A 14,876-nucleotide genomic window follows, 5' to 3' on the forward strand; every position below is an offset into this window, starting at 1 on the left:
AAGCAAAAGCCATGGCAGATGATTTCGGACTGTTCGACACGGACACCCCCGCACCCAACCCCGGCACCGGCGGGGACGGCAAACCGGAAAAGACACCGGAGCTCGTCTACGGCACGGCCGAAGAGTTCCTTCACGAGCAACTGCTGCCGACATACGTCCGCAGCGTCACCGGAAAAACCGCCAAGTGGTGCATCGAATGGTATTTCCACCCCGAAGCCGTCTCCCGCGTAGCGGCCCTCTGGCGTTCCTGGGAGCACCTCCGTCTCGACCCGGCCACCGGCATGAGCGTCTGGTGGCGCGATCACGCGGACCACCACATGGGCGTCCTGCTGAACCCACAGGGCCCGTTCTACAACTGCGACATGAAAGAACACCGAGACCCCGAACACCTGGAACCAAAGAAAGCACCAGCTGGCTGGTTCCCAGACGTACGCACGCAGCTTGCGCAAGAAAGCCGCTCAACCTGAGGACATGCTGCTGCCCCTGCCTACTTCGAAAGCATGCACTATCCCTGGTGCTGAACTTCTGGCATTGTGAAAAGTGATTCCTACGAGATCTCGAAGTTTCGGATCAGTCTTGCTGCTCTGGCAGCGGCGTAATGGCCCGCACCGAAAGTGCTCTGCTCAAGATACGAACCGCAACTAGACGTTGAAGAAAGGCAGAGTGGTCCAAGTGACTAATGGGAAACGAAGCTCAGACACGAAGGATTCAGAACTGGGATTGGCAGACGCGATTGCCTTATTGAGGGAAGAGCTTAACAAAGCTCGGAACTCCGAGCGGGAGGACGATCTCCAGCTTCCGATCACTTCCATAACCGTAGAACTGTCCCTTACAGCCGGATGGCTGGCAGGAGGTAAGGCTGGCTTCAAGGTTCCCTTCATTGACATCGGAGCAGAAGGAAGCAGGAAGAGAGATACCGGGCACAAGGTCGTCATCACCTTCGAAGCCCCTACGGATAAAGACGGTCGGCCCATCCGGGTGCGGGATGAGTCGAACGATCGCAAGGGCTGAGTTGACGATGTGCTGAACACTTAAATCGGATTGCGCTTCCACTATGACTGACAGCGAACCGATACAAGCATCTGAGCCGAGCACCGGCGCAGGAGAAGATGACGCCCGAGAAGGTCCCGGCGTTCCTAACTCCCCGATGGGTTCTCGCGTCGTCGAAGTGTGCTGTGACCTAGGCGAAGGAACACGCAAGCGCTGGCGCTATGGATCCGGCGCGGTTATTGCCGGACGTACCGTCCTGACCTCGGCACATGTCGTGAAGGACGCTTTGGCCGTCTTCGTCCGTACCCCAGGGAAGATTGAGTACACCGCCGTCATAGACCCAGAGTTCGTTGGGGATCCCGAAGGAAAGGTAGCCCCGGACTTGGCGCTCATTTCCGTCCCGGACTGGCCGAACCACGTGTCCCCGATCCCGATCGCTGGTATTGATCGCGACACATTGGAACCAACTTCGATCACGGAAGCACACGCAATCGGCTACCCTCTCTTTGCAGAACACTCCGAAGGTATGATCCGTGAGACGGTACATGCCACAGGCGAGATTCCCACGCTGTCGGGGATGGTGAATGGCCTGGGGCACCTTCACGTTAAGTATGCTCCCCTGCCCTTGCCTCCGCGGAGAATCGGGTCCCTTGGCGCAACGCCTTGGGCAGGGATGTCCGGCGCACCCGTCTTAGCTGATGGATATCTCATTGGCGTAGTCGCCATCCACGCGCCTCGCGAAGGTCAAAGCACCCTTGCCTTCACACCACTCACCGCACTCCACCCCGAGCTCGGCCGACCAGGCTGGGGCGATGGCGTTCCACACCCCACCCGATGGTGGGAGCGTCTGGGCCAAAGCATCCCAGAACTGAAAGACCGACCGCAGCTTGTACTTCTTCCACGACGGGCAAGCGACAAGCCACCTGTCCGCCCATTAGTCGCCTGGGATCCAGAACGCTTAGGCATTCACAAATCAATCGCAAGCCCTGATTCCGCACTCGGTTTCCTGTCGCCATACATAGTCAGGCCACATGACCACGACCTGGAACAGCACCTGACAGAATGTCAGCCCTATGAGTCACGCCCAAAGCTCATCATCGTAACTGGGAACTCGTGCACCGGTAAAACACGGGGCATCTACGAAGCTGCAAGGAAGATTCTAGGCGACTGGCCAACCATCGCTGCAAGAACACCAATAGACGTAATCAATAGTGTGGATCACGGAATAACAGCCCGGAGACTGGTGATTTGGCTGGATGAGTTGCAAAGCTGCCTCCCCTCCACAGAAGACGGGGAAAAAGCCGCGGATGCGCTCCGGAAGCTACTTGACCGACCCTCGGCAGGCCAGATAGCCATCCTAGGTACCATCTGGCCCCATCAACATAAGGAACGAATAGCCTCACGCCATACTTCTAAAAATGGTTCCCAAGTCGCTGACTTACTTCGGGACGAACGGATCGCATGGGTAGAGGTTCCGGACGATTTCACCGACGAGGAACTCGAGACGGCAGACCGAACGGACCCCAGAATATCTTTGGCTATAGAAACGGCACAGTCTGGTCAAATCACACAGGTACTCGCGGGGGGCCCACAACTTGTCACCCGCATGTATCCGACTACTCCTGAACAGCGGGCACTCGCTTTTCTTCCAGCGGTGCGAGCAGTAATCCAAGCCGCAGCGGAGCTTCGACGAATCGGATATCCGAATCCCATACCTGCTTGGGCGATTATGGACGCGGCGCCGAGCTACCTTACTCCCGAAGCTTTGTCGTACCTACCCGAGAATTGGCTCGCAAAGGCCATCGCCGAGGCGGTACACGAGACTGGAAACGCCAATCCCATCGCTCCATCCACCTATACACACGATATCCACATGATGGGAGTCCCTGCCCTTTCAAGGGAGACTTTGGCGAAGCAAGCGTGCGATGAGTCGTATCACTTGCATGATTTTTTGCTGCAGGACCATTTAAAGCGATACAAATATCGCCCAGTAAGTCATGTCCTATGGAACAGTCTATTAGGCAACGGACGACGAATGGGACCCGTGATTCTAACGGAGTTAGCCGATAATGCTGAAGCTAGAGGAATGACCACTGTTGCATGCCGATTACTATCTCAGGCATTCGAGGATTACGGTTATGTATCCGCCCATATGAAGCTCCTCAATCTGCTCAAGGAAAGATATCGCCAAGGCGATAAATTTGCAGAGAGGCTCTACTGGCGTATTGCTCCTAGGAAAAGGCGGTCCGCGAGCTCAGCGATGGATCGTTATTCAACATGGGGAACGCTTGAAGATTTTGCCTCCTTTGGCATGGCAATGTTCCGTTCGGGCCCCCCTGCCGGTCGAGATGGCTACTTTATTCAGGTAGCATCACATTTCGCGAGGGAAGGCGACGAATCGGCACTATCCGCTCTCCGTGCTTATGCAGAGCGCTACGTCTATGCTGAAGTGAATTTTGCCCACACACTTCAGCTCCTCGGGGAGAATGGTGATGAGAGAGCGGTCTCAGAACTTCGAGAACTTGCATCGAGGGGCAAATCCAACGCCCAATTCGCTCTGGCTGATGTTCTTGACAAGCGAACCAAGAACGGCGACGAAACTGCTGAGACGGAACTCCAGATGCGCGCGGATATGGGCGAGCATGCGTCACAGCTTCGCTACGCTCGAATTCTGGGTCAACGCGCGCTGAGCGGCGATGGGGAGGCCTTGGCAGCGATGCGGCCGCGGGTGCACGCCCTAGAATTCGGGGCCAGCGATGAACTAATGAGGGTGTACCGAGCCCAGAACCCCGACCTCATAGTCATCGGACTCGATTTCCGCGCTTATCCGGAGTTCGCGTCGAGAACGTTTTCACAGAAGTTAGGCCGTTTCCTCAGCTCAGTGTGGCAGCATGCCCGCTCGGGGTAGATGGTGGTACGGGGACGCCGAACAGTTCGCTGAGTTCCGTCTGTGTGAGAGCCAGATCCACAGCGCCATCCGGCTCAAGGCCGTGATCCCACGACGATCTTGGTGTCCTATAGTTCGTTGCTATGACCGCGCTCGTCTCTACGCCTGAGCATTACTGCATCGCTGGGTATGACAGTCCGCGCGGCCGAAAAGCGACATACGACGCTGGCTCGAGGCATGTGCTGAATAGTGCCACCTCCCGTGGCATCTCCATCGTCCTCACCGGCTGGGACCACTCTTAGTCCTCTCAGCACCGGCTGCCGCCCCTGTGGGGGTTCTTTTGGCCTTAGCGGCACCCTTCCCCATGGTCACTGCTGCGCTGGGGTGTGTTCCCTCGCTGCGTGCGGCGGCGAGGTGTCCGCGTATCTGGGTTTCATTCGCGCCGGTGTTTGCCAGGGATGCGGCGAAAGCTTTCTGGCGTTCCGCTGAGCCGTAGTCAGCGGCCGACGTGGTCTCAGTTTTCAGGCCCTGGTCTTTGAGCCGGCTGCTGTCGCTGGTGATGTGGTTTTCGATTTCTCGGCCGACGCTTTCCATGCGGGCGAAGAGTTCCTTTTCGGCGCGCTCGTACCGCTGTTCCACGGGCGTCCTTTCGGAGCCTGTGAAGCCGCCCTCTGCCAGGAGTTTGGCTTCGTGCATGTCCTTGGCTGCTTGGACGAACGCGGGGTCCTCGAAGTGCGAGTCACCGGCGCCGTTGATGTTCGAGGTGGTTTCTTTGCGCAGCTGGTCGATGTCGGGGCCGCTGATGCCGTCCTTGCCGATGAGGAACAGGCGTTCCTGCACGGTGGCGTCCGCTGTCTGTACCGCTGCGGGGGTCTTCGCGGTGTGTGCCGTCTGCAATGCCTGGGCGAGCTCGGGGTTGGCAAGGTACTCCGCGGGCACCTGGTGGCGTTCCATTTCCGGGGCCAGTGTCGTGGCCTGGGCGCGGAGTTCTTCGGCACGGGCAGCAGCGAGCAGGCCCATGGCCTTCTCATGTTCGGTGGCCGCCGTCCGTGTCTCTTCCTGGCTGCGTTCCAGCGCGTCCTGCCGGGCCTTCTCCGTGGTGATGGTCTGGATCCCTGACTCCAGGTAGGCGGCGTCCGTGCCGATGTCGCGGGTGTCGATGCCGTAGCGCGTCACGACTTCCTGACGGATCTTTTCCGAGGCCGCCAGTGCGGCGGGGTCGTGGTCCTTCCAGCCTTCAGCAACGGCATGTGCAGTGGCAATGTCATGGGGCTGGGCCTTGTCCCACCACTGGTCCCTATTGACCGGCGCCAGCGCCGCGCGTGCCGCACTGCGTGAAGCAGCGAGGCGGGCCTGGGCTTCGTGCGCTGCCTGGGCATCCTGGTGTTCCTGCTGCCGTTGGGATTCCTGCCGGCGCCGGGCCAGGGTCTCGGCAATGCGGGACGCGATCATGAGGGACTGCCGCATGCCGCCGTCCAGAACTTCATCCATTCCGTCTGATTCACTCATCGTGCTCCTTACGTGTTGGTGTGTGATCGGTGGGCTTTGTATGCTCGCCATCACCCAAGGGCACCGGGTATGGCTTCATCGTGTTCTACGCCCTGCTTGTGGCTGAAGGGGATTGGCCGCCCGGTGCCCCGCGACAACTCGACCTCTAATTGAGAAGTGCGACATTGATCGCTGTGTAAGGACACGACGGCGAGGTTGTCGACTGGGCGTAGCACACCCCGACGAGCCAAGGAGGTACCCGTGACGCGATTGTGGGCGGGCATTGATGCTGGAAAATCTCACCATCACTGCGTGGCGATCGATGAGGAGGGCCGGCGGCTCTTCTCTCGCCGCGTGGCGAATGATGAGACCGAACTGCTGGCCATGATCGCCGACGTTCCCTCCGTGGCAGAGGACGCTGAAGTGGTCTGGGCAACCGATCTGAACGATGGAGGCGGTGCTCTCGCTATCAGCCTGTTGGTCGATAACGGCCAACAAGTCCTCTACATCCCTGGCAGAACCGTGCACCACGCCTCCCGCACATACCGCGGTGACGGAAAGACCGACGCCAAGGACGCCGGCATCATTGCCGACCAGGCCAGGATGCGTCGCGACCTCCGCCCCGTCCGGGCATCCGATGAAATTTCGATCGAGCTCCGGCTCTTCTCGGCTCACCGCACCGATCTCGTCGCGGACCGGACTCGCGCCATTAACCGGCTCCGCGCAACCTTGCTGGGGTATTTCCCGGCACTGGAAGCGGCCTTCGATTACTCCTTGCGTAAAGGCGCGCTGGTGCTGCTGACGAGGTACCAAACCCCTGACGGGATCCGCAAAGCAGGCCACGCCAGAATCGCGAACTGGCTGCGAAAACAAGGAGTCCGCCAGGCCGACCTTCTTGCCAAGACCACGGTGGAAACGGCTAACCGACAGCACACCGCCGTGCCCGGGCAGGCAGCGGCCGCGATGCTGGTGGCTAAGATCGCGGCTCAGATCCTGCGTCTGCGCGAAGAGATTGAGGAGGTCGAGGCCCAGATAGAGGCCCGGTTTCGAGAGCATGAATACGCCGACATCCTGCTGAGCGTCCCTGGGTTTGGTGTGCAGCTCGCCGCCGAGTTCCTCGCCTCGACCGGCGGAAACATGGACCAGTACGAGAACCCCAACCGGCTTGCCGGCGTCGCTGGGGTAGCCCCGGTCCCGCGTGACTCCGGCCGGGTCAGCGGCAACCACCACCGACCCAGACGCTACGACCGAAGACTGCTGCGTGCCTGTTACCTCTCTGCCCAAACCGCGTCCGTTCACTGTCCAACCTCGCGGGCTTACTACGCCCGGAAACGCGCTGAAGGGAAAAACCACAAGCAAGCCATCCTCGCCCTGGCCCGACGCCGCATCGACGTCATCTGGGCGCTCCTCAGAGACCACAAACGCTTCGAGTACCGGACGATACCGGTCACTCAAGGCGTTTGACTTTGTCATTGAGAATCCCCTTGCAGTTGGTGGTGGTCTTTATCGGTCCAGTACGGGGCCGGAATCACGGCCCGTGTGCTGGTGGGTTTTGGCCGGCGTTGGTGTGCTCGGCACCGCTGACCCTGGACGGATGGGCGCCATGCCGCGCAGTCCAAGTTCTACGGAGTTCGTTGCCGCTGCCTGTTCCGGTGCACCGACGGTGACCGGCCGGGGCATGGTCGCCGCGAACGGTTTCAACTGCTCAGTGACGACGGCACGGAGCCGCTGCGCTTCTCTGGTTCGTCCGGACTGTTGGTGCATTTCGTGGATGGCGAAGGCAGTGTTGACCAGCTGCAGCATGAGCGCGGACTGGGCGGCCGTCTTGTTCTTACCGGACGCGGCCATGAACAACATGGCAGTCCCGGCAATGGACGGCAGGGCGACGGGCTTGCTGTGCTGCCGTGGTGCGCGGAGCTGGGCGGTGCGGGACAGTTCGGCGGCGGTGGCCGCCAATGGCCCCGGCGTCGGTTCGAGCCGGTAGGACCACGCCGCGAACGCTCCGGATACTTCCCTTGCTGCTTTCGCCCAGGTGGCATGGTCATCACGCGGCAGTGCGCGCAGCTGCTCAACAAGCGCGGTCGCGTTCCGGGTGTACTCGACCCACATTTCCGCTGGTGGTGTTCCGTTCTCGGGGCCGGTCCTGGACACGGTGCGCCTGTTGCGGGCCGCTGCGTTCCATTCCGCCGCGGCCTCTGTTGCCTGGTGCGGTGAGTCCATCCATTCTTCACGCAGAGCACCGAGCTTCAGGTCGGACGCGAGGGTGCCGCCGCCAAACCAGATAGGCCGTTCGCCCTGCTTGGGCCGCTCGGCTACGGAGTACCCGACGATGACGTCGGTGGTGTTCTTCGCATAGCGCGGCCGGACCAGCATGCCGGTGTCGCGGGCGCGCCGGACAAACTCACCTTCGGTGGCCGAGGCGCTGGCGCTGGCGCGCACTTTCCGGGCCAGAGATGAGCGGTGCATCTCCCGCTCGTCCCGGACGGCAATGGCCTTCTCGGCCCGGTCGTAGCCACGGGTGGAGTGCACGGTGGAGAGCTGTTCCAGCCCGTACTTGACCTCGAGCTCCCGGCAGGTCTCCTGCGCCCTTTTGTAATCGCCGTGGGTGGATGCCTTGGTGCCGTCTTCGCGGACCAGGGAGACGGCCAGGTGGATGTGGTGGTTGCCGTTCTCACTCGTGCCGTGGTTGACCGCAGCCCACCGGCACTGCGCCTTTCCGCTGGCTTCGGTAAAGCCCATAGAGTCCACGAAGTCGTTGGCGATGTCGCCCCACTGCTGATCCGTCAGGGCGCCTTCTTCGGCGCGCAGGCTCAGCGAGCAGTGCCAGACGCTGGCGTCCTTGTAGCCGACGTGGACGCGTTCTTTCTTGGCCGCGTCCCACTGCATGTCTTTGATCTGAACTGATACGCCATAAGCCTTGCGCGGACGGTCCAGATGCTTAGCGATTGCCAGGGCATCGTCACGGTCCAGGACACCGTCGTCGTACCACGACATGATCGCAGCATCGCCGGCTACCAGGTGCGGATCGGAGTGGGCGTTCTTCGTCTTATTGGCGTCCGTGGAGGCCAGGTAAACCATGAGCCCGCCCATGCGCGAGCCGCGGGTGATGTTCGGGATCATCCCTACATCAGCCCGTCAATGGCGTCGTCGATTCTCATGGCAACGGAGCGGATATGTTTCAGGGCTTCGCGCGCCTCGGCGGGGAACTCGCTCGTGGCGTTGGCCTGGCGTGCGAGCTGGTTGATGTTGTTGGAGGAACGGGCCAGCAGGTTGTGGAGGGACATCAGTTCCGCGATGGCGGCACGCCGTTCGGTAGTCGTCTCCTGGGTCTCGGACAATGCCGCTGTGATCAGCAGGTTCGGGACCGTAACCTTCTCCCGCTCAGCCCTCGCGACAAGCGCGGCTTCCTCCTCCACAGTGACCCACAGGTCACGGCGCTTCTTGGTGCCGGCGGGAGTGTTCTCCCGGCGTCGACGCGACAGATTGAAACGGTGAGTGAATCCCTCATCCGCCATTCATTCCATCCCTTCAAAGGCCCAGCGCAGCGACCCCGAAACCGGGGACCACACTGACCAGTGTGCCGCACTCGACCCGCCAGTGTCGAGCGCGGCAAGCCACTTACACCCGTGTAAGTGTATAGCTTGCTCCGGTCGCTCCGACCGAGGTCCTGCTCCGCTGGCACGTCCAATAGGGCCTCGTACCCATCGTCCAGACGTCAGTACCCATCTGGCTCAGCGAAAACATCTCCGTCTTCGACTTCGCACTCTCCACTGCCTGCGACTCCGATGCACCGGAAACCTTCCCGGTCCCGACATGGCGGAGCTGCCGGACCTCGGAGGGCCGTTCAACATAGCGACCGCCTGGAGGCACGGAATCGCCAGGCTGGGCGTCAGCCCGTCAAGCCGGCCAGCCTGGCGATTCCGACAGCCCCGCCGACGCTGGGTATGATTAGTAAAATGCGATCAACAGATGCGGACGACAGGGCAAAATACGGCCCTCCTCCGCAGTACCCCATAGAATCTGTTGACAACGCCCTCCGCCTCCTCCTGCTTTTCGAGACCCAGCCCAGCATCAGGCTGACGGACGCAAGCAAGTATCTGGGTGTAGCTTCCTCGACTGCCCACCGGCTCATGGGCATGTTGCTCTACCGTGGATTCGTGCGCCGGAATCCGGCCACCCGGGCCTATGAACCTGGCCAGGCACTGGGCTCCATCGCTTTCGCCATCCGACGCCAGAGCGACGTCCGGACCGTCGCCCGCCCGTTCCTGGAACGGCTCTTCGACGAAACCGGGGAGACCGTCCACTTCGCTAGGCTTGAGGGAACAGACACGCATTTCCTCGATGCCATCGAAAGCTCCCGCGCGGTGCGCGTTGGCTCCCGTCAGGGCCGGATGATTCCCGCCAACTGCGCCGCCACGGGAAAAGCCATGTTGAGCCGGCTCAGCGATGACCAGCTACGGAACCTTTACCCCCAGCAAGAGCTCCCCGGCCTGACCAAGGCCTCCATCACGTCCCGGGCGGACCTGGAATCGGCTCTGGACAAGATCAGGCAGACCGGTTTTGCAAGCAGTGACGAAGAAAGCGAGGACGGCGTGACGTCCGTCGCCGTCGCCCTCACCGATCCAAGCGGCACCCCCTACGCCCTCAACGTCTCGGTGCCGGCCCACCGCATGTCGGACCAACTCCGCGTCGAACTCGGTGCCAAGCTTCAGGCGGCCGCTGAAGAATTGCAGGGCCTGCTGGTCTAGGCCCACGCGCCGATCCCCGCCTCCGGCCGTTCCTGACGGAGCCGGCCAGCGGTGGCGGAGGGACGTCGGACAGCGAGCTGTTACCGGCCGCAGGCGCTCAGCTGCACGCCCAGTCGCGGTAGACTCGCGCACATTGGAATCGAAAACCCGGTTGGAACAGGCATCGCCGGCGGCGAGCTCGGCTGCGATGCCTGCCGGGCCCCCAGCAGGCGGGGCAGGACGGTGGTGCGCAGGGCATCGGCGCTGACGCGGGTGGCGTGCGCGGAGACGTTTACGGCCGCGATGATGCCGGTCCCGGCATCCCGCACGGGGACGGCAATGGACCGCAGGCCCTCGGTCAGCTCCTGGTCGGCCAGCGACCAGCCTTGCTCCCGGGCCGCGGTTATCCTCTTCCGGATTTCCTCGCGGTCGATCGCGGTGTTGCCGGTCAGGCTTTCCGGCACCAGGGCTTCCAGATATTCATCAAGCTCCCCCTCGGTGAGCCCGGAGAGAAGGACGCGCCCGGTCGCCGTCGCGTACGCCGGCAGGCTGGTGCCGATGATGATGTTGACGGTCAGGACGCGGTCGGCGTGGACCCGGTCCACGTAGACCCCGCTGCCCCGGTGCAGCACCGTCAGCGATGCTGTCTCGCCAGCCTCCTGCACCAGCGACGCAAGGTGCGGATGGGCCACCGCCAGCAGCTTATGGCTCAGCAGATAGGCATCCCCGATCTCCAGCACTGCTAGCCGCAAGGAATAGCCACTGGCGTCGTAGGACAGATAACCCAGGTATTCCAGGGTGAGGATGAATCGCCCCGCCGCGGTCCTGGCGATCCCGACGAACTCGGCAACATCCGAGACCGACAATGGCCTGTCCTGGCTGCTGATAGGCCTTCAGCACGGACAAAGCCCGGGCCAACGCCTCGACATGGCCCGGGTCGCTCTTCTTCAAAAGGGAGGCGGTCTCCGGGAGGCTTGGCCCTATCCGAAGCTATCTCATGGCGATGCGTTTAATGGCCCCCACTGGCGAGGATTACAGGCCAGACGGCGCTGGGCGGGCGGCTACCACTGCCACACCGGCAGATCTCGCCAGTTCTCTGCTGAACGGAATTAACATCTGGACAGCAGTTATGCGTTGTGCTTCACTTGCTGGATTACGGCGACCGTGCCGAGCTGCCGCATCTGGCCAGTCTGTTCGACATCGACAACAAGTGTGGCGGCGGCGTTGGCTTGCAGGAGGCAAACGCCTACCTTGAGCTGACCGCACCCGTGATGGCCCAAACATAAAGAGCTGAGGCTTCAGCCGTTTAGCAAACTATCGACAGATCCGAAAGACGAGGCCCTCCGATGATAAATGAAACGAGTACGGCTCCGAGACCAGGTGCGACCTCAAGGCTGCCCTTGCTGAACGGACACAGTATGCCGCGGATCGGCCTCGGAACATGGCCGATGCTGGACGCCGAATGCGAGCAAGCCGTCCGCTGTGCCGTGCAGACCGGCTACAGGCTGGTCGACACGGCCGTTCAATACCGCAACGAAGAAGCCGTGGGCCGCGGCATCAGAACCGCCGGCGTCCCGCGGGCGGAACTCTTTATTTCCAGCAAGTTCAACAAGGAGTCCCACAGCGTCGACGGCGTCCGTCGGGCGTACGACGAAAGCCTGCGGAAGCTTAGGGTCGACTATCTGGACATGTTCATGTGCCATTGGCCGGTGCCGGCGCTTGGCGCGTATGCGGAGGCATGGAAAGGCCTTGTAACCCTGTTAGAGGAAGGCGCCGTCAAGGCCATCGGCGTCTCCAACTTCAAGCCGGCCCACCTGAGGAAAATCATCGAAGCGACCGGAGTCGTTCCGGACGTCAACCAGATTCAGCTAAGTCCCGCTCTGGCGCGCACACAACCGCGTGCGGTCCACCGGGAGCTGGGAATCCTCACCCAATCCTGGAGCCCGATCGGCCGTGAATCCGGACTGCGTGCGAACCCCCTTGTGGTGGCCATCGCCGACCGTCTGAACAGGTCACCTGCCCAGGTCCTGCTGCGATGGCACATTCAGCAGGACCTGGTGCCCATCCCGCAGGCTTCGGACCCCGTCTGGTTGAGAGAGAACATCTCTGCGTTCGATTTCACCCTGACCGCCGACGACATGAACGATCTGGCCCGCCTGGATATGGGCGAAACTGCTGCGCGGGACTCAGATGCTGCGGAAAACGGTCACTGAATCCCGGCCAACGGACGCGGTCCGGCGGGGCCTCGGCCACTCGGCCGACTGGGGCTTGACGAACGCCACACTTTAGGTCATTCTCTTTCTAAAAGAAACTATCTCTGATTACCAGAGATGACTGGCGTCTTGCCGGCCCGGACAAGGAGATCCATCAATGACTGACCACAGCGGCGTGATTCAGGATGTACGGCAGGGCATGATCCCTGCACACATTTACAACGACAAAGAGATCTTCGAGCTTGAAAAGGAGCGGGTCTTTGGTCGCAGCTGGCTTTTCGTCGCCCACGAATCCGAGGTGCCCGAAGCTGGCGACTACGTGGTGCGCCGCGTCCTGGAAGACTCATTCATCATTTCCCGTGATGAACATGGAGAAATCCGGGCACTGTTCAACATGTGCCTTCACCGCGGCATGCAGGTCTGCCGCACGGAGATGGGAAACGCTTCCCACTTCCGTTGCCCGTACCACGGGTGGTCCTACCGTAACGACGGCCGCATAGTCGGACTGCCCTTCCACAAAGAGGCATACGGCGGCGAAGAGGGCTTCAAGAAGCAGGGGCAGACGTTGCTGCCTGCTCCTTCCCTGGGCATCTACAACGGCCTTATCTTCGTCAGCCTGGATCCTGACGCAGAGCCGTTGGAGGACTTCCTGGGTGACTTCAAGTTCTACATGGACTACTACACGAAGCAAAGCTCCGGCGGGATTGAACTGCGCGGGCCGCAGCGGTGGCGGGTCAAGGCCAACTGGAAAATCGGAGCCGAAAACTTCGCCGGCGACATGTATCACACCCCCCAGACCCACACCTCCGTCGTCGAAATTGGTTTGTTCCGCGAACCAAAGGCGGAAAAGCGCAAGGACGGGACAACCTATTGGGCCGGCAACGGCGGCGGAACTACCTACAAGCTTCCCGAAGGAAGCCTGGAGGACCGCCTCCGCTACGTGGGCTACCCGGACGAGATGATCGCCCGCATGAAAGAGCAGTGGAGCCAGGAGCAGCTCGACGTCGTGGGCAAGGACGGGTTCATGGTGTCGGCGGCGTCGGTGTTCCCGAACATGAGCTTCGTGCACAACTGGCCACGGGTCGAAGAAGACTCCGATGAAGTGCTCCCGTTCATCTCCATCCGGCAGTGGCAGCCAATCAGTGAAGACGAGACCGAGATCGTATCGTGGTTCGCCGTCGACAAGAACGCGCCCGAAGAGTTTAAGGCACTTTCCTACAAGGCCTATCTCATGTGCTTTGGCAGCGGCGGCATGTTCGAGCAGGACGACGTGGAAAACTGGGTTTCCTTGACCAGCACCGCCGGCGGCCCGATGGCACGGCGCCTGCTGCTGAACAGCCGCATGGGCATGCTGGAAAACGGACAGAACGTCGTCGAACCCCTGACCCCCGAGCAGTACTCCGGCCCCGGCTCGACCCGCGTCGGATACAGCGAATACAACCAGCGTGAACTGCTCCTGCGATGGGCCAACCATCTTGAACGACCGATGGAAAAAGCGGCCCAGGTGCACGTCGGCAGCAATCCGGTGCAGGACTGTCCGTCTGACACCCCGGATTCTTTCCCGGCTCCCGCTGAGCACAACGGGCACGCCCCGGCAATGACCGTTTCGAAGGAGGGCTAGCCGTGGGTATTGAAGCCGTAACCGAACGCAGCAACAAATCTCTCTCGGAGCAGTCGGTGCTGGGAGGGCACGCCCCCCGTACTCAGAGGACGGGTGACTCCCTGCCGTTCAATGATGAACTTCATCTGCAAGCCCACAAGTGGCTTGTCGATGAATCCTATTTGCTCGACGCACAGGAGTACGACGAGTGGCTGAGCCGCCTCACGGACGACGTGCACTATCTCATGCCGGTGAGGGTGACCACTGCCCTCGGGGCCGGTTACAGCACGTCTCCCGGGATGGCGCACATGGATGAAAACAAGTACTCGCTGAGCCGCAGGGCGGCGCGCTTCGCCACGGAACACGCCTGGACCGAAGACCCTCCGTCGCGGCTGCGCCACTACGTCACCAACGTCCGGACGTTCCGTACCGGTAACCCGGATGAGATCATCGTGGATTCGGCGGTCCTGCTGTTCCGCAGCCGGGGCGACGTCCGCGAGGCCGCGACCGTGTCGGCAGGCAGGGAGGATCTGCTGCGCCGCACCGGCTCCGGCTGGCAGCTCGCCCGCCGCACCATCATGGTCGACGAGGCGGTCATCCGGATGCAGAATCTGGCCATATTCCTATGAAACTCGAATGGGAAGGCGAAGAGGAGGACCGCCTTGCCGCCATTCGAGCGGCGGAGGAGCGCGACCGGCTGGAAGCACGGGTCAACGGCGCTCCGATCGTGATCGCCAACGAATTCTCCGAAGTCCAGGTAAGCCGCGTCGAGACGCGGAACGGCTCGCGGCTGATGATCAAGTCCCCGCGCTCCGGCCAGTGGGTGTCCCTGTGCCCCCTGGAGCTGGAAGCCCTCACCTGGCAGGCGCCGGCAACCTTCTCGGCCATGATCGGGCATCCGTTCGGGCCGCTTGTCACCGAGGACGAGCAGCCGCCCCAGAACAAAAACAACATCTAGAGGCCAAGGAGAT

The 14,876-nt window shown here is 61.6% G+C and carries 14 protein-coding genes; 10 read left to right on the forward strand and 4 right to left on the reverse strand.

Annotated features, from left to right (window positions below):
* Positions 1–11 precede the first annotated feature (11 nt).
* From ABEA18_RS24385 to ABEA18_RS24395, 3 genes are all read left to right on the forward strand, one after another.
* Positions 12–467 (forward strand): DUF4913 domain-containing protein, encoded by a 456-nt coding sequence (locus tag ABEA18_RS24385; RefSeq protein ID WP_345453992.1) that lies wholly within the window; start codon positions 12–14, stop codon positions 465–467.
* A 205-nt stretch (positions 468–672) separates the two neighbouring features.
* On the forward strand, positions 673–1,011 hold the full coding sequence (locus tag ABEA18_RS24390; RefSeq protein ID WP_345453995.1) for a trypco2 family protein: 339 nt from the start codon (positions 673–675) through the stop codon (positions 1,009–1,011).
* A gap of 43 nt (positions 1,012–1,054) precedes the next feature.
* On the forward strand, positions 1,055–3,898 hold the full coding sequence (locus ABEA18_RS24395; RefSeq protein WP_345453998.1) for a S1 family peptidase: 2,844 nt from the start codon (positions 1,055–1,057) through the stop codon (positions 3,896–3,898).
* 258 nt (positions 3,899–4,156) lie between these two features.
* Here ABEA18_RS24395 and ABEA18_RS24400 read toward each other — a convergent pair whose 3' ends face one another.
* The gene (locus tag ABEA18_RS24400; RefSeq protein WP_345454001.1) at positions 4,157–5,386 is read right to left on the reverse strand and encodes a hypothetical protein; all 1,230 of its coding nucleotides are present in this window, start codon (positions 5,384–5,386) and stop codon (positions 4,157–4,159) included.
* A gap of 240 nt (positions 5,387–5,626) precedes the next feature.
* Between ABEA18_RS24400 and ABEA18_RS24405 the strand changes: the two genes are divergently transcribed.
* Positions 5,627–6,829: an IS110 family RNA-guided transposase gene (locus tag ABEA18_RS24405; RefSeq protein WP_345454004.1), complete on the forward strand. Its 1,203-nt coding sequence runs from the start codon at positions 5,627–5,629 to the stop codon at positions 6,827–6,829.
* Between the two features lie 39 nt (positions 6,830–6,868).
* On the opposite strand, the gene ABEA18_RS24410 is transcribed toward ABEA18_RS24405, so the two are convergent.
* Positions 6,869–8,485: a relaxase/mobilization nuclease domain-containing protein gene (locus ABEA18_RS24410; protein ID WP_345454007.1), complete on the reverse strand. Its 1,617-nt coding sequence runs from the start codon at positions 8,483–8,485 to the stop codon at positions 6,869–6,871.
* A gap of 2 nt (positions 8,486–8,487) precedes the next feature.
* Positions 8,488–8,880: a plasmid mobilization relaxosome protein MobC gene (mobC, locus tag ABEA18_RS24415; RefSeq protein WP_345454011.1), complete on the reverse strand. Its 393-nt coding sequence runs from the start codon at positions 8,878–8,880 to the stop codon at positions 8,488–8,490.
* 441 nt (positions 8,881–9,321) lie between these two features.
* Between mobC and ABEA18_RS24420 the strand changes: the two genes are divergently transcribed.
* The gene (locus tag ABEA18_RS24420; RefSeq protein WP_264963634.1) at positions 9,322–10,113 is read left to right on the forward strand and encodes an IclR family transcriptional regulator; all 792 of its coding nucleotides are present in this window, start codon (positions 9,322–9,324) and stop codon (positions 10,111–10,113) included.
* A gap of 80 nt (positions 10,114–10,193) precedes the next feature.
* Here the strand turns inward: ABEA18_RS24420 and ABEA18_RS24425 are convergent, their stop codons facing one another.
* Positions 10,194–10,979: an IclR family transcriptional regulator domain-containing protein gene (locus tag ABEA18_RS24425; RefSeq protein WP_345454065.1), complete on the reverse strand. Its 786-nt coding sequence runs from the start codon at positions 10,977–10,979 to the stop codon at positions 10,194–10,196.
* 249 nt (positions 10,980–11,228) lie between these two features.
* Between ABEA18_RS24425 and ABEA18_RS24430 the strand changes: the two genes are divergently transcribed.
* The 5 genes from ABEA18_RS24430 to ABEA18_RS24450 all read left to right on the forward strand — a co-directional run bounded on the left by ABEA18_RS24430 (position 11,229) and on the right by ABEA18_RS24450 (position 14,863).
* Positions 11,229–11,378, forward strand: coding sequence for a hypothetical protein (locus ABEA18_RS24430; protein ID WP_157894436.1), 150 nt, complete (start codon positions 11,229–11,231; stop codon positions 11,376–11,378).
* 132 nt (positions 11,379–11,510) lie between these two features.
* Complete coding sequence (locus ABEA18_RS24435; protein WP_225341339.1) at positions 11,511–12,305, forward strand: aldo/keto reductase; 795 nt, start codon at positions 11,511–11,513, stop codon at positions 12,303–12,305.
* Between the two features lie 157 nt (positions 12,306–12,462).
* Positions 12,463–13,926 (forward strand): aromatic ring-hydroxylating oxygenase subunit alpha, encoded by a 1,464-nt coding sequence (locus tag ABEA18_RS24440; protein WP_047040736.1) that lies wholly within the window; start codon positions 12,463–12,465, stop codon positions 13,924–13,926.
* Between the two features lie 2 nt (positions 13,927–13,928).
* Positions 13,929–14,534, forward strand: coding sequence for a 3-phenylpropionate/cinnamic acid dioxygenase subunit beta (locus tag ABEA18_RS24445; RefSeq protein WP_047040738.1), 606 nt, complete (start codon positions 13,929–13,931; stop codon positions 14,532–14,534).
* Positions 14,531–14,863: a hypothetical protein gene (locus tag ABEA18_RS24450; RefSeq protein ID WP_047040740.1), complete on the forward strand. Its 333-nt coding sequence runs from the start codon at positions 14,531–14,533 to the stop codon at positions 14,861–14,863. The genes ABEA18_RS24445 and ABEA18_RS24450 overlap by 4 nt, the downstream gene beginning before the upstream one ends.
* Positions 14,864–14,876: the final 13 nt, after the last annotated feature.

This window comes from Arthrobacter gyeryongensis (assembly GCF_039543785.1).
Lineage (GTDB): Bacteria > Actinomycetota > Actinomycetes > Actinomycetales > Micrococcaceae > Arthrobacter > Arthrobacter gyeryongensis.

Excerpts from the sequence above, each read along its gene's own strand:
- mobC (WP_345454011.1), bottom strand. The coding sequence starts at position 8,880 with ATGGCGGATGAGGGATTCACTCACCGTTTCAATCTGTCGCGTCGACGC.
- ABEA18_RS24400 (WP_345454001.1), bottom strand. The coding sequence starts at position 5,386 with ATGAGTGAATCAGACGGAATGGATGAAGTTCTGGACGGCGGCATGCGG.
- ABEA18_RS24440 (WP_047040736.1), top strand. The coding sequence starts at position 12,463 with ATGACTGACCACAGCGGCGTGATTCAGGATGTACGGCAGGGCATGATC.
- ABEA18_RS24395 (WP_345453998.1), top strand. The coding sequence starts at position 1,055 with ATGACTGACAGCGAACCGATACAAGCATCTGAGCCGAGCACCGGCGCA.
- ABEA18_RS24385 (WP_345453992.1), top strand. The coding sequence starts at position 12 with ATGGCAGATGATTTCGGACTGTTCGACACGGACACCCCCGCACCCAAC.
- ABEA18_RS24420 (WP_264963634.1), top strand. The coding sequence starts at position 9,322 with ATGCGATCAACAGATGCGGACGACAGGGCAAAATACGGCCCTCCTCCG.
- ABEA18_RS24450 (WP_047040740.1), top strand. The coding sequence starts at position 14,531 with ATGAAACTCGAATGGGAAGGCGAAGAGGAGGACCGCCTTGCCGCCATT.
- ABEA18_RS24410 (WP_345454007.1), bottom strand. The coding sequence starts at position 8,485 with ATGATCCCGAACATCACCCGCGGCTCGCGCATGGGCGGGCTCATGGTT.
- ABEA18_RS24435 (WP_225341339.1), top strand. The coding sequence starts at position 11,511 with ATGCCGCGGATCGGCCTCGGAACATGGCCGATGCTGGACGCCGAATGC.